Source organism: Candidatus Devosia phytovorans, from assembly GCA_029202405.1.
Classification (GTDB): domain Bacteria; phylum Pseudomonadota; class Alphaproteobacteria; order Rhizobiales; family Devosiaceae; genus Devosia; species Devosia phytovorans.
Window position 1 is genome coordinate 1149395 of sequence record CP119312.1, and the last position, 12671, is coordinate 1162065.

Annotated in this window: 16 protein-coding genes; 13 read left to right on the forward strand and 3 right to left on the reverse strand. The window is 61.8% G+C overall.

Annotation, left to right across the window (positions count from 1 at the left end; all coding sequences use genetic code 11):
* Positions 1-205 precede the first annotated feature (205 nt).
* Complete coding sequence (locus P0Y65_05805) at positions 206-961, forward strand: phage regulatory protein/antirepressor Ant (protein ID WEK05770.1); 756 nt, start codon at positions 206-208, stop codon at positions 959-961.
* Positions 961-1254: a hypothetical protein gene (locus P0Y65_05810; protein WEK05771.1), complete on the forward strand. Its 294-nt coding sequence runs from the start codon at positions 961-963 to the stop codon at positions 1252-1254. The genes P0Y65_05805 and P0Y65_05810 overlap by 1 nt, the downstream gene beginning before the upstream one ends.
* 94 nt (positions 1255-1348) lie before the next feature.
* On the opposite strand, the gene P0Y65_05815 is transcribed toward P0Y65_05810, so the two are convergent.
* Positions 1349-1570, reverse strand: coding sequence for a hypothetical protein (locus P0Y65_05815; protein ID WEK05772.1), 222 nt, complete (start codon positions 1568-1570; stop codon positions 1349-1351).
* Positions 1571-1702: 132 nt separating this feature from the next.
* On the opposite strand from P0Y65_05815, the gene P0Y65_05820 reads away from it, so the two are divergent.
* The 4 genes from P0Y65_05820 to P0Y65_05835 are packed head-to-tail and all read left to right on the forward strand — an operon-like array spanning position 1703 to position 3489.
* On the forward strand, positions 1703-2125 hold the full coding sequence (locus P0Y65_05820; GenBank protein ID WEK05773.1) for a hypothetical protein: 423 nt from the start codon (positions 1703-1705) through the stop codon (positions 2123-2125).
* The gene (locus P0Y65_05825; GenBank protein WEK05774.1) at positions 2122-2517 is read left to right on the forward strand and encodes a DUF3168 domain-containing protein; all 396 of its coding nucleotides are present in this window, start codon (positions 2122-2124) and stop codon (positions 2515-2517) included. The genes P0Y65_05820 and P0Y65_05825 overlap by 4 nt, the downstream gene beginning before the upstream one ends.
* Before the next feature lie 46 nt (positions 2518-2563).
* Positions 2564-2998: a phage tail tube protein gene (locus P0Y65_05830; protein ID WEK05775.1), complete on the forward strand. Its 435-nt coding sequence runs from the start codon at positions 2564-2566 to the stop codon at positions 2996-2998.
* A complete protein-coding gene (locus P0Y65_05835) occupies positions 2998-3489 on the forward strand; it encodes a gene transfer agent family protein (GenBank protein WEK05776.1) in 492 nt (163 codons plus the stop codon). Before P0Y65_05830 ends, P0Y65_05835 begins: the two co-directional genes overlap by 1 nt.
* 181 nt (positions 3490-3670) lie before the next feature.
* Here P0Y65_05835 and P0Y65_05840 read toward each other — a convergent pair whose 3' ends face one another.
* Entirely contained in the window at positions 3671-3949 is a 279-nt protein-coding gene (locus P0Y65_05840; GenBank protein ID WEK05777.1) for a hypothetical protein, read from the reverse strand.
* Positions 3950-3993: 44 nt separating this feature from the next.
* On the opposite strand from P0Y65_05840, the gene P0Y65_05845 reads away from it, so the two are divergent.
* Positions 3994-6522, forward strand: a complete 2529-nt coding sequence (locus P0Y65_05845; GenBank protein ID WEK05778.1) for a tape measure protein — start codon at positions 3994-3996, stop codon at positions 6520-6522.
* On the opposite strand, the gene P0Y65_05850 is transcribed toward P0Y65_05845, so the two are convergent.
* Entirely contained in the window at positions 6523-6885 is a 363-nt protein-coding gene (locus P0Y65_05850) for a hypothetical protein (GenBank protein ID WEK05779.1), read from the reverse strand. It abuts the gene before it with no gap.
* Between the two features lie 35 nt (positions 6886-6920).
* On the opposite strand from P0Y65_05850, the gene P0Y65_05855 reads away from it, so the two are divergent.
* Genes P0Y65_05855 through P0Y65_05880 form a run of 6 tightly spaced genes read left to right on the forward strand, consistent with a single transcriptional unit; the run spans position 6921 to position 12668 of the window.
* A complete protein-coding gene (locus tag P0Y65_05855; GenBank protein WEK05780.1) occupies positions 6921-7526 on the forward strand; it encodes a hypothetical protein in 606 nt (201 codons plus the stop codon).
* 3 nt (positions 7527-7529) lie between these two features.
* Entirely contained in the window at positions 7530-8222 is a 693-nt protein-coding gene (locus P0Y65_05860) for a hypothetical protein (GenBank protein ID WEK05781.1), read from the forward strand.
* Positions 8209-8646 (forward strand): GCN5 family acetyltransferase, encoded by a 438-nt coding sequence (locus tag P0Y65_05865; GenBank protein WEK05782.1) that lies wholly within the window; start codon positions 8209-8211, stop codon positions 8644-8646. The genes P0Y65_05860 and P0Y65_05865 overlap by 14 nt, the downstream gene beginning before the upstream one ends.
* A 12-nt stretch (positions 8647-8658) precedes the next feature.
* Positions 8659-11127, forward strand: coding sequence for a phage tail protein (locus tag P0Y65_05870; protein WEK05783.1), 2469 nt, complete (start codon positions 8659-8661; stop codon positions 11125-11127).
* A gap of 3 nt (positions 11128-11130) precedes the next feature.
* Positions 11131-11937 (forward strand): hypothetical protein, encoded by an 807-nt coding sequence (locus tag P0Y65_05875; GenBank protein ID WEK05784.1) that lies wholly within the window; start codon positions 11131-11133, stop codon positions 11935-11937.
* Positions 11937-12668, forward strand: coding sequence for a hypothetical protein (locus tag P0Y65_05880; protein WEK05785.1), 732 nt, complete (start codon positions 11937-11939; stop codon positions 12666-12668). Before P0Y65_05875 ends, P0Y65_05880 begins: the two co-directional genes overlap by 1 nt.
* Positions 12669-12671: the final 3 nt, after the last annotated feature.

A 12671-nucleotide genomic window follows, 5' to 3' on the forward strand; every position in this document is an offset into this window, starting at 1 on the left:
CATCCCGGCAGACCTCAAGCTCTGGCTGGAGAAAAGATCGAGGCGCGAAGCAGCCTCGCAAAATACCCTGATCGTCCAGGCCCTTCGCCGGATGCAGGAGGAAGCAGCGGGGCGTGCGGCCTAGGAACCTAAGCCCCGCTGCGAAACGACAAAGCCGCCCTGGCAGGCGGCCCTATCTATCAACCAAGGCTGTAAGGAGCCTCAGATGAACGAATTGCTCAATACCACGGCTTCCGCCGTCCTCACAATGACCACTCGCGAGATTGCTGCGCTGGTCGATAAGGAGCACCGCAACGTTCTGCGTGATGCCCGAACCATGCTCGCGGCCCTCGACTTGGCTGAGGAGGGGTATGCTCAGTTTTGGGCAGACCCCCAGAACGGCCAGAAATATGTCGAACTGGCTTTGCCCCGCGATCTGACGATGACGCTCGTCACCGGCTATAGCATCCCTCTCCGCAAGAAGGTTATCGACCGACTGGACGAGTTGGAGCGCGGCGCGGCGCAACCTGCGGCCATCGATTTTTCGGACCCTGCGGTCCTGCTAGGCGTAGTTGGGCACCTGCAGGGACAGGTAACCGAGAAGGATCATATCATCGCGTCGATGCTTCCATCGGTAGAGGCTCTTGAGCAGATTGCCGAAACTCACGGCAGCATGAACCGGACCGAAGCAGCGAAGCATCTTGGTGTGCCTCCCCAAGTGCTCTGCAAGTGGATGCGTACCCACATGTGGACGTATCGCCGTGCGGGAGCAAAGGATGATCTCGCCTATCAGGCAAAGATCAACGCCGGCTATCTCGAGCACAAGGTCACAACCGGACCGCGTCCTGACGGTACCGAGTGGATCGGCACCCAGGTTCGCGTGACGCCGCGCGGCCTCACGGTTCTTGCGAAAGCGTTCCCCAAGGCTGCCGAACCCGCTGTTGCTGCTGCCTTGCGTCAGCACCTCGCAAGGGTGGCGTAATGGGCGCGCTGGCAAGATCGATTGAGCCGGCGCCGTGCCAAGACGGTCTGGCCGCAATCACAATCGGCGGCGCGTTTGTAGTTTTTGATGCCAACGTCTGGGAGTTGGACGGACGGACGCCTGCGGTGGTGTCGCGCTTTGATGGGTCAATCGGTATCGAGCATCCCTATCCCCTCAAGAAGAATGTCTTCTGCGGCCCGCGAGGGGCGGTCTATGGGGAAGGCCCCCTAGGTGACGGCAAGTTCCGGCGCATCGTCTCGTGCCTGGTGATGGGTAAGGTCATCGCTGGCTAATTAACAGGGCGCTCCACCATGGAGCGCCCTTTCTTGTAGGAGAAACGGGTGCGAGAGGTTTTGCTTCAAGACATCGCTATTGAAATGGAACGACTTAGCGAGAGCTTTCTTCGAGCGATTGAAGCTTCTCGTACTTCTCGATCAGAGGGGCATGCTTCACCGCCGAAAAAGCGGATGAGTTCGCCAGCATCCTGACTACCGACAGCGCTTCTTTGGCGCTGATCGTTTCTTTGGTGACAAGTGCGCCCACCAACATGGCCAGAGCGCCCTCTACGGCCAGCGCCCGTTTCACCGTCTGGTCTTCAGAAACTATCATTCGATTCCTCCAGTTCTTGGCAGATCCAGAGGAACAAAGGCGGCGGCTGGAGTCGATACCCAGCCGCCGTAATTCTGTAAGACACCAGTCCAACTGACTGCTGCGACAATATTCTTTCTGGAGTGAACCCAGTTGAAGATTCTCAATATGGCGCGTTTGCATCAGAGGCTGCGGCGTGTTCCTCAGCAGGTTCGAGTGCGAGCCCAGGCCGACTTGATGCAAGGCGCACGCGAAATCAACATGCTGCAGCGAGCGCTGGCTCCAAAAGAGGACATGGTCTTGGTCGGCACGATCAAGTCCGAACCGCTGCCCGAGCCTGAAATCGGCGCTGTTATTCGAGCTGGCGGACCCGAGACGACCGTAGCCATTCGAGACAACAAGTCTGGCGGTGGTTCGGCAGAGTACGACTACGCGTTTGCCCAGGAGTTCGGGACTTCGAAGATGCCGGCCAACGCATTCTTCTACCCTGGCATCAATGCTCGAAAGCGTAAGGTCGCTCGACAGGTTCGTGCTGGTTGGAAACGGACCCTGAAGAGCATGGGGAGGCAGAGTTGAGCGATCCCACCGTCGCCCTGCAACAAGCCATGACCGACCGCCTGCGGGCCATCTTGGGCGAGGAGATAGGGGTCTACGACTTTGTGTCCGAGGCCGCGACGCTTCCATATGCGACCGTCGGCGTCATCTCTGCCGTGCCGATCGACGAGATGTGCTGGGATCGATCTGAGGTGTCGGTGCAGATCGACCTTTGGGACGACGAGCAGACTTCTCGAAAGGTGAAAGAACGGGCCGCGGTCGTCCGCGATGCCTTCCATGAATTCGACGGTCTCGTCGTCACCGGCTTCGCCGTGGACCGGATGCGCGTCGATGGCGTGTTCCTCTCAAGAGAGGCGCAAACCCTGCTCAACCGAGCGCGGATAGTGGTGGCCGTCGAGGCTCAACCGAATTGACTTAACCCGGCCGCCTTCGAGCGGCCTTTTCTTTGGAGGCCACGAGATGGCGACGACCAAAAAGCTGCTTATCCAGTTCGGTGACGGTGCCGATCCGGAAGTGTTCACCTACAACTGCACCATCAACACCTCGCAGGATTTTACCATCGAGGGCACCACCGTCGATGCTACGGAGCCGAACTGCGAAGAGCCTGATGCTCCGGCGTGGGTGCTCCGCTCGATCGACACCCTATCCGCTGGCATCAATGGCGCCGGCACGATGGACCCGATGAGCTTCGCCCGCCTGCGCGACAATATGCTCTCGGGCGAGCCCTTCAATGTCCGCGTGCTGATCGACCTGGCCTCGGCCGCTGGCGGTGGTCACTTCGCCGGTCGCTACGTCGCCACGAGCCTGGGCATTGCCAAGGAAGGCAAGGGCTATGTCTCGGCCACCGTGGCGCTTGCCAGCGATGGTGCGATCACCTGGGTGCCGGCCACCTAATGGCGCGGTATGTCGAAGAACCCTTTGGCGGGGCGAAGCGCAAGTTTCGCCTCGGCATAGGCGAGCTGCGCGACCTCCAGGACGCGACCGGCGTCGGTCCGGCCACTCTGGTCGCGCGCTTCATCGCTCTCCCGCCTGCTGCCGATCACAACAAGCGGCCGCGCGAAGATGCCTACGAGCTGGGCAAGGCGGATCCTGACTACATCGCAGACTTCAACGTCTATGCGTCGATCCGCACTTTCGGCGGCGACTGGCGCGTCGATGATCTGCGCGAAACGATCCGGCTCGGGTTGCTCGGCGCCGGCATGACCTCGACGGAGGCCGATGTCTTGATGATGAAGCATTTCGACCACCCAGATGCGCCCGGGCTCCACGAGCATGTTGGATTGGCCGCCCAGATCGTCATCCACGCCATCGCGCCGGACAAGGACGATCCAGCGGGAAAAGCGCCGGCGGAGACAACGCCGACAGCACCGGCGACGGAAAGCTGAAGTTCTCCGCCTATTACGGCGTCGGCGCGGCAATGGGCTGGTCGCCCCGGGAAGTGGATCGGCTCAGTTTGTGGGAGCTGACAGCCGCGGCGGATGGCTTCGCCAAGGCCAATGGTGCTGAGGAAAAGACTGAGGCGCCCACCTACGACGAGCACCTCGAAATGGTCCGGCGGCTCGGCACTTAAAGCCCGAGCACTTCGCAATCCTTCAGGGATTGTTCGAAGTCGATGGCGATCCCGTCGGGCGCACTACGAAGATAACGGCACATCAGAGGTACGGTGTTGCGACTGGCAGGAGCGGTGGCGGTGAGCAGCTGCAAGCTATCCTGCGCTCGTGCCCGTTCCTCATTGGCTGCTACGCGCAATTGTTCTTGCGCCTGTCGCTGCTGCCATTCGCCCCAGAAGAAATAGCCGACGAATGCAATTACGGCGACACTGGCCAGTCCGACCAAGATCTTCATTTCACCTCCGCCCCGATGGGAGCAGGGGTTTTAGCAGGTAACTCATGGCAACGACAATTGAAGAACTCCGCGCAGTTATGCGCATGGAGATGAAGCCGTTCATGCGCGACCTGCAGCAGATGAACGGCATCAGCGCGCGTGCTGCGCGCCAGGTCGAGCAGACATGGATGCAGACGAACCGACGTCTCGACGGCATCGGCAAAAACATGGCGAACAGCCTCATCGCGCCGTTGACTGGGGTCGGCGCTGCGCTTGGCGCTCGGGAACTGATCCGACTCACAGATGTGTGGACCGACCTCAATGGGCGCGTGCGCATCGCCGCCGGCGGCATCCGTGAGGGCGCTGACGTGATGGAGCGCCTCAGCGACATCGCACGGCGCACCTACTCGTCGTTGGAAGTGACGGCCGAGAGTTACTTGGTCAACGCCCGATCGCTCTCAGAACTAGGTTACAGCACCAACCAGGCGCTCGACTTTACTGAGGCGCTGAACAACGCACTGGTCGTCTCTGGTGCAAAGGGACAGCGCGCCACTCAGGTGATTGATGCCCTAGGCAAGGCTATGGCGCTGGGCGAGCTGCGCGGCGACGAACTCAACACTGTAATTCAGTCGGGTGGCCGCGTTGCGCAGGCGCTCGCCGAAGGGCTCGGCGTCACGACGAACGAGCTCCGCAAGCTGGGAGAACAGGGCAAGCTCAAGTCGTCGAGCGTCTTTACGGCGCTGACCTCTCAGATGCAGACGCTGCGCACCGAAGCTGACGGCATGCAGGCCACCATCGGCGATGCCATCCAGCTTCTGCAGAACAGCTTTCTCGAATACGTGGGCGGCGCAGATCAGGCGTCTGGTGCATCAGCGCGTATTGCCGAGGCGATCATCGGTGTCGCCGATAACCTCGACACTGTCGCTAGTGCGGCGCTCACCGCGGCGACGGCCATCACCGGTGCACTAGCAGGTAGAGCGATCGTCGGTGCTGGCGTGCAGATCATGTCCACAACCAAGGCGCTGACGGAGTTTGTTCGGATAGCACGCGCAGCTCAGGGGCTCGGCGGGCTCGGCCCGGCTTTCGCCTCCCTTGGCGCAAACGCCGGCGTCATCGGCTTGGTCGTGGGTGGTGCAGCAGCATTGGCGCTGGGGCATTTCGCCAATCAGGCGATCGAGGCCGAGCAGCGCACCGACCGGTTCAACGCGATGCTCGAGCGAATGGGCCTAGTAGCGAAGGAATCGGCGGAGCAGATCGACGAGGCGGCAGCTGCTCAATCGCGCCTCTCTTCGGCTGAGGGTATTGCTGCCGTCCAGCAGGAGACGGAAGATGCCGCGATTATGCTGCGTGAATACGAGGCTGGTCTAGAGGACTTAGCGGCTACTTTCCGACTTGGAGCCCAGGCCAAGTTCGAAGATCAGGCGGCCATTTCGAAAGTTGTTGATGCCTATCAGGGCGGCGAAAAAAGTGCAGAGGATCTAGGGAAAGAGTTGGACGAACTGGCGACCAAGTTTCCAGATTGGGCGGCAGACATTTCTGACCTGCAGGGGTGGGTTTCTCAGATCGAACTCGCGAGGGCGTCGGTTGGTCGTCTCGCTGCGGAAACGGCTGGCTTGGAAGATATTTCCTTCCGCAAGATGCTGGACGTGGTGGGGCCTGAGCCTAGTCCAATGACGACTGACCTTGGAACATTTCCTCAGTTCAACAACCCGCCCACCTACGGCGATCTGGCATCCTTCGCTGGCTCGGGCTCGCGGACACGCAAGAGCGGCGGTGGAGGTGCCAAGGCTGACCCTTACGGCGATGCTACGCGGTCGATGCAGGAACGTATTGATGGCTTGCTGCGGGAAACCGCCGCGATGGCTTCGCTCAACCCGTTGATCAACGACTACGGATATGCGGTCGAGAAAGCTCGCGCCCAGGTCGAGCTCGAAAATGCTGCCGCCAAGGCGGGCATCGAGCTGACGCCCGCACGAGTGGCGCAGATGGCGCAGCTCTCCGAGGGGTATGCCACTGCTACGGTTGAGGCTGCAAGGCTGGCCGAAGCGCAGGCTGCCAGCGTCGAGCAGATGGACAGGATGCGGGACGCTGCCAGTTCCGCGCTCGAAACCATCGTCGACGGTTTTATCGAAGGCCGCGACGCTGGCGAGATCTTCAGCGACATGCTCAAGAACATCGGCAGCCAGCTGATCCAGATGGGGATGAATAACCTCTTCGGAAGCGGCGGTGGCAACTATGGCCTTTTCGGCAAGCTCTTCGGCTTTTCCGAGGGCGGCTACACCGGCGCTGGTGGGAAGTATCAGCCGGCAGGCCTTGTCCATCGTGGCGAGGTGGTGTGGTCGCAGCGAGACATAGCAAGGTCAGGCGGCGTGGCTGCGGTGGAAGCGATGCGACGAGGTATATCCGTGCCAAGCGTTCCGTCGATTGGCGGCCGGGGAGACAACCTCAGCTTCCCCTTCGCACCGAATATCACCGTTCAGGATGGCAGTGCGGAATCCATCGCACGCGTCGAGCGTGTGGTGCGGAAGATCGCGGCAGAGCATGAGGGCAAGACGAAAGACATCGTCCGGACGTTCAATCGAAAGTGGAGATGATCACTTCTTGCCGCCGTCGATGACGGTAAAGGGAGTGGTGCTGCTTTCGGAAAAGTCAGGGATCCGCAATCGCTCTAAATCGTCAGCGGTTTGAGCGAATTGGCTTTGCGAAGCCGGATCGTCAAAGTCCCCACTGATCTGGCGATAAGACTCTGCCAACCTTCCCAACTGGTCGTTGAAGACGGAGCGATCGATGCTCTCGTTGATCGACAAATAATGACTGAGCGTGGCCAGCACTCGATGCTGCGCCTCTGTTCGAGCTCGCAGCTCAACCACTGCAGAATTGGTTTTATTCAGTTCGTCGAAGAGCGCTCGCACGGCCTCTTCTAACGAGCTGAATTGGTACGACGTCGAACCCGTCAAATCTGAGTCTCCATATTAAGGGACGCTTGTCTATCATGCCGCTTATCGAACCGCTCGACTTGCTCGAAAATTTTCCTGGCTGGTCCACGGACTTCGAATTGATGGCGCGGCAGGAGCAATCCCGCCATGCTTCTGGACGGACGCGGGTAAAGGACTTCGGCCAGCCACTCTGGCGCGCCTCGTGGACGAGCAAGCCGCTTTCGCCGAATAACCTCGACATGTGGCGCGCTCGTATCGAGCAGGCCATGGTCAGCCAGATGACATTCAAGGCATGGCAGTCGAGCCGCTGCCGGCCGATCGCGCATCCCGGCGCCGGTTCTCTGCCCACTGGTGAGCTGAGCGCCATCGGCGATGACGACAAGACGGTGCGCGTTGCTGACCTCGTCGGGATTCAACTGTCGGTCGGCGACATGCTCCGGATCGGCTCTGGGCTCTATCGTGTCCAGGAGCCAGCCACGGGCAACCTGACCCCGCTCTTCACGATCACGCCCCACCTCTGGCCCGGTACCGCCGTCGGTCAGGACGTGGTGATCTCGAAGCCCTGGTGCCTGATGACCGTCGATCCTCGTTCTCTGTCCTCGTCGGCTGATGCCGGTACCGGGCGAGGCCGCATATCCTTCTCGGCCACTGAGGCGCGCTGATCCATGAAGCAGTATTCTGCCAACACCGTGGCTGCTCTGGCGGCGCGGCGCTTGATGCCGCGCGACTTCCTATGGATCGAGGCGCGGGACCGCGTGACGGGGGCGCCGGTGCAGGTTGGCTTCTGGTCCGACCTCGCCAACGTCTCCGCGCTGGTGATCGACCCTGATACCGGGCTGCCTGTCTCGCGCGACTTCCACGGGTCAGGCTCGCTGATCTCGATCAGCGATATTCCCGCCATCGTCGGCGTCAGCGTCGAGAACGTCACCGTGACGATGTCGCAGCTTCACGACCAGGTGGAGGAGGCCCTGCGCCTATACGACTGCAAGCAGGCGCGCATCGAGATCCATACCGGGCTGCTCGATCCCGACAGTCGAAAGCTCGTCGACCCAGCGGAGCCGATCTTCGTTGGCTTCATCGACCAGATCGAGATCAGAACGCCGTCCGAAAATGAGGAGGGCGCTGCGGTCCTGACCTGCGCCAGCGGCACCCAGGAGCTGCTTCGCTCGAACCCCTCGACGCGAAGCCATGCTGATCAGCAGATCCGAGCGCCGGGTGACGACTTCTTCCGCGACGCCGCGGTGTGTGGCGACTGGGATCACTACTGGGGCGCGGTCGGCCAGAACAAGGTCGAGGCTGTGCAGCAGCCGAAGAAGCGCGGCCTGTTCGGCTGGGGAGGCGTGCTTGGCTTCCTCTGACGTTCGCTTGGCCGGTGCTGCCGACCGCGCGCGCATGGTTCGGCATCTTCGCGATGCCCACGCTGCCGGCGGTCTGCCGTTCTTCTTCAGCGCGCCGCACGCCATGGCGCTGGTAGATCGGCACATAGCCGAGCCGAATTTGTTGGCACTGGTTTGCGGCGATTCCGGCCTGTTGCTGGCCAGCGCGCAGGAGCATCCCTTCGCGGCGGTCCGCTACGCCATGGAAACTGTCTGGTGGATTGCGCCGGAAGGTCGTGGCCGCTTCGCAGGTCACATGCTGGACGCCTATGAGGCGTGGGCCAAAGAGCAGGGCTGCGCTTTCGCCGGCATGGCTGCGCTCGCATCATTCCCGCGTGCCGGGATCATCTATCGCCGGGCCGGATTCCGCGAAACCGAAACCCACTATCTGAAGCCGCTGGGCTGAGGTCGCACACATATGGCAATCTTTACCTCGATCGGCGCTGCCATCTTCGGCGCCGGGACGTTCCTTGCTGGCGTCACGGCCGCAGGCCTTCAGGTCGCGGCCGGTCTCGTTCTTAGTTCGCTTGGTCGCGGCGCTAATGACGCCGAGCCCCAGCCGCCCAAGTTCGGCGTACAGGGCAAGCTCACGGCCGGCGAAGATGTGCCACGTTCGATTGCCTTGGGCGAAAGCTGCACGGCGGGCTCGCTGGTCTGGCACAACACATTCGGCGCCGGCGGCGTCATGTCGGCCCGCGTCATCGCGCTCTACGATCTGCCGATCCGCGAACTGCGCTATCCGATCGTGGCCGGTGTCGATTGCACGCTGCTGAAGGATCAGCCGCATCCGAACTATGGCTGGCCGGTTGCCGACTATCGCGTCGGCGGCGTCGATCATCTCTGGATCAAGTTCTACGACGGCGGCCAGGTGGCGGCCGATCCATTCCTGGTCTCGACCTTTGCTGCCGATCCGGACCGCCCCTATCAAGCTTCGCGCATCGGTCGCGGCATGGCCTATGTGGTGGTCTTCGCCCGTGCCCCGGAGCGCAACGACGAAGGCGACAAGCCACTGTTTCAGGGCATTCCGGAGCTCAAGTTCGTCACGCACGGCACGCGCTGGTATAATCCGGCTCTGGATAGCACGGTCGGCGGTACCGGCGCCCACAGGTGGAATGACTTCTCAACCTGGGGTGGCGTTGGGGACTTCAATCCCTTCGTCCACCTCTACAACCTCAAGCGCGGCATTGCCGACCGGGTGTCGGGCCAGTGGCTTTATGGCATGCAGGGCACGAGCGCGGCCCGCCTGCCGGTTGAGAACTGGATTGCGGCCATTGGTGACGCCCAAGCCGATATCGCCGGTCCTGGCGGCGCGGAGCCGACCTATCGCGCCGGCGGTGAAATCCAAGTCGGTGCGCAGGTTGCACAGACCGAAGAAGCGCTGCTCACAGCTGCCAATGCTCGCCTGGTCGAGAATGGCGGCACCTATACGGTCTTTGCCGGCCCACCTGGCGCTCCGGTGATGGCATTTACCGATGGCGATATTCTTTCGACCGAGGAGCAGAGCTTCAGCCCGTTCCAGTCGCTTTCCGACACCGTCAACGGCATCGTCGCCAGCTATCCCAACCCGGCCGAGGGCTGGAACGACAAGAAGTTCACTTCACTCCGGCCCGATCTTGAGCCGGCTGCTGGCAATCGTCGCTTGGTCATCCCGATCTCGCTGGATCTCGTCCCGTATGCCGGCCAGGTGCAGCGCCTGGTCAAATGGGCAATCGACGAAGCGCAGCGCGCGCGCCGGCATACCTTTGTGCTCGGCCCGGAGTTCCGGCGGATCGAACCCGGCGACGTGGTACTTTGGACATCCGCGCGCAATGGCTATGTCGACAAGCTCTTTCGCGTCGATGGCGTCGTCTACAAGTTCAACCTCGACGTCATCGTCGATTTGACCGAAGTCGATCCATCGGACTACGACTGGGACCAAGCTACCGACTATCGCCCGCCCATTGATGGCCCGCTATCGTTGGTCGGCCCCAAGCCCATGCCCATGCAGGGCTGGCAGGTATTCCCGGGCATCATCGTCGATGCCGATGGCGCAAGCCGCCGTCCGACCATTGAAGTGCGTGCTGCCGGCAGCGTGCCGGGTGTGGAGCGCGTCCGTGTCCAGGTGCGGGCAGGGGGCGAAGATGGCCCATTGATCTTCGACGGCGACAGCCAGCCCTACGCCGATCCGTGGCGTTGGCTGCTGCAGGGCCAGTTCCCGCCGAATGTGCTCTGCTATGTGCGCGGCATCTTCGTCGGTCCGCCGGCAGCCAACTGGAGCGATTGGCTGGCGGTGACTACGCCCAATATCCGGCTCGGCGCCAGCGATATCGCGCTCGATCTTTCCAACGTCGCCCAGGACGTGCTGGCTCAGCTCGGCCTGAAGCCGCGCCAACTCATCGAGCAGTTCAAGCAGTTCGGCACGCTGCTCGAGGAGGTCGATCGCGAGAACTATACCAAGCGCGAGGCGCTATTCCGCGAGATCGGCGTTGAGCTCGAGGGCTTGTCGGCCAGCTTCACTGAAATCATCGAGGTGGCACTCGGGCCGGGCGGCGCAATCGCCCAAGCACTGGAAAGTCTCTATGCAGCAATGGGCGGCAACACCGCCGAGGTCAATATCCGGTGGACGGCGCAGGCAGCGCCATCGGGCTACTCGGCGCGCTATGCAGTTCAGGCGGCGGTCAATGACGGGACATTCCGCTCGGCGACCCTGTTTCTCGATGTGCCAACCGATCCGACCCAGCCGACGCGCATCGGGTTGATGGCCGGGCAGACTGCATTCTTTACCTCGGCCGGCGTGCCGATCGGCCTTATCAGCGAGGACGGATTCTTCCGCTCTGCTAACGACGCCATCACGATCAACATGCTCACCGGTGACCTGGTCTCGGCCGGCAACTTCAGCTTCGGATAGTCCATGCCCATTCGCGGATTTGATACCGAGGGCGTCGTCGCCTGCTTCGACGAGATGCCAGGCGGTGGTGCAGTGTTTGATATCGACGCGCCCCGCAATGCGCCGGTGAAGAACCCTGCCCAGCATCTCGACAAGATCGTGTTCCATTCGGACTTCGATCAATACGAGATCGCAGCCGGGCCGGTCGATGTCTCGATCAACCATGCGGCGCTGCCGACAAAGACGACGGTCATTGGTGTCAGTTCGGGCGGTGGCGGCTGGGGCCCCGTCTTCACGCCCGCCGTGTCAGTGGAGATCATCAGCGACTTTCGGCAGACCAATACGCTGCTGTTCGCTCATGATCTGGGCTACGTGCCGAAGTTCATGATCGCCTTGGCTGGTCGTCGCGTGCCAGATGGCTATGTCGTCCAGAATGCAGCGGGGAGTTATCGGCGCCGTGTGGCCTTCTGGGCAAACTCGACGGGCATCTTTGTGCGAGACAGTGCCTCGGCAGCTGCGGTCGCTTGCCCAGCGATCACCTTGGACTACCGCGTGCTGGTTTTCCGAAACAGCGAAGCCGATCCGGCAAAGCCGCTGTTCTCCGGTGGGCCAGGTGAGCCGCTGATCCTGGCACGAGGCGTGATCGACAGCTCAAAGAAGTACCTGCGCCGCACCGGCGTCGGCGACACGCCATTCGCTCAGAACTTGGGCCGGACGCTCGACTGCAACAATGGGTCGATGGCGTCCGCCAGTGGCGGCGTTGTGATCACGGAGGCCGGCTATGGCGGCTCATTGCCGGCGCCGCCTTTTATTTCGGTGGGTGTCGACTGATGCCTGTGTTCAATGACGAACTGGGCAACATCTTTCATACCGACGGGGATCGCATCGTCTGGGCGACGACGCGCCGGCCCGCGCTGCTGCTGCCTGATCAGAAGATCATCATCGACCCATTCACTGTCCAGTTTCCGGACTTCGTGAAGAACAACGCCTACGGCTTCGCCGTCGACACGACGACCTCTCAAAGCACCTGCATGTCGATGGTCACCATCGTGCCGCAAGAATGGGATTCGGGACTGTCCGAGCTGGCCACCCTCTCAGAACAGTTCAACTACTTCGAGACCGAGATCACCCTCACGCGCATCAAGACGCCTTCGAACTTCATGCAGTTGCCGTTTCCTGACTGCTGGGGATCTGGGACAACGCACATGTGTGACGGCGGGGCGCTGATGGAAGCGACGGGCATGCTCGTCCGCATCTTCACGATCGAGCGCGACGGCGACAAGATCTGTCTGCGCCGCAAGCAGTCCGTGACGAATGGTGGCGCCCGCTTCGTCTGGAACAGCAACAACAATAACGATACCGCCGCCGGTGGCATGCGCAACGGCTGGACCCATGGCGGCAATCCGAACGGCTGGGTTGCCGCGCAGATCGACTACAAGGCCGGCGGCAATATTCAGAAGCGCCGCGGCGGCTCCAATGCCTGCTCATTGTCCGACCCGACCGACTACGAATCCATCTGGCGAGGCAAGCTCGTCATCACGCCCGGCTACATCAAGCCCTAGGAA

Bases quoted from the DNA above. Each gene is read 5' to 3' on its own strand.
- P0Y65_05870 (WEK05783.1), top strand. From the start codon at position 8,659: ATGGCAATCTTTACCTCGATCGGCGCTGCCATCTTCGGCGCCGGGACG.
- P0Y65_05835 (WEK05776.1), top strand. From the start codon at position 2,998: ATGGCGCGGTATGTCGAAGAACCCTTTGGCGGGGCGAAGCGCAAGTTT.
- P0Y65_05830 (WEK05775.1), top strand. From the start codon at position 2,564: ATGGCGACGACCAAAAAGCTGCTTATCCAGTTCGGTGACGGTGCCGAT.
- P0Y65_05810 (WEK05771.1), top strand. From the start codon at position 961: ATGGGCGCGCTGGCAAGATCGATTGAGCCGGCGCCGTGCCAAGACGGT.
- P0Y65_05855 (WEK05780.1), top strand. From the start codon at position 6,921: ATGCCGCTTATCGAACCGCTCGACTTGCTCGAAAATTTTCCTGGCTGG.
- P0Y65_05875 (WEK05784.1), top strand. From the start codon at position 11,131: ATGCCCATTCGCGGATTTGATACCGAGGGCGTCGTCGCCTGCTTCGAC.
- P0Y65_05840 (WEK05777.1), bottom strand. From the start codon at position 3,949: ATGAAGATCTTGGTCGGACTGGCCAGTGTCGCCGTAATTGCATTCGTC.
- P0Y65_05805 (WEK05770.1), top strand. From the start codon at position 206: ATGAACGAATTGCTCAATACCACGGCTTCCGCCGTCCTCACAATGACC.
- P0Y65_05880 (WEK05785.1), top strand. From the start codon at position 11,937: ATGCCTGTGTTCAATGACGAACTGGGCAACATCTTTCATACCGACGGG.
- P0Y65_05845 (WEK05778.1), top strand. From the start codon at position 3,994: ATGGCAACGACAATTGAAGAACTCCGCGCAGTTATGCGCATGGAGATG.
- P0Y65_05860 (WEK05781.1), top strand. From the start codon at position 7,530: ATGAAGCAGTATTCTGCCAACACCGTGGCTGCTCTGGCGGCGCGGCGC.
- P0Y65_05815 (WEK05772.1), bottom strand. From the start codon at position 1,570: ATGATAGTTTCTGAAGACCAGACGGTGAAACGGGCGCTGGCCGTAGAG.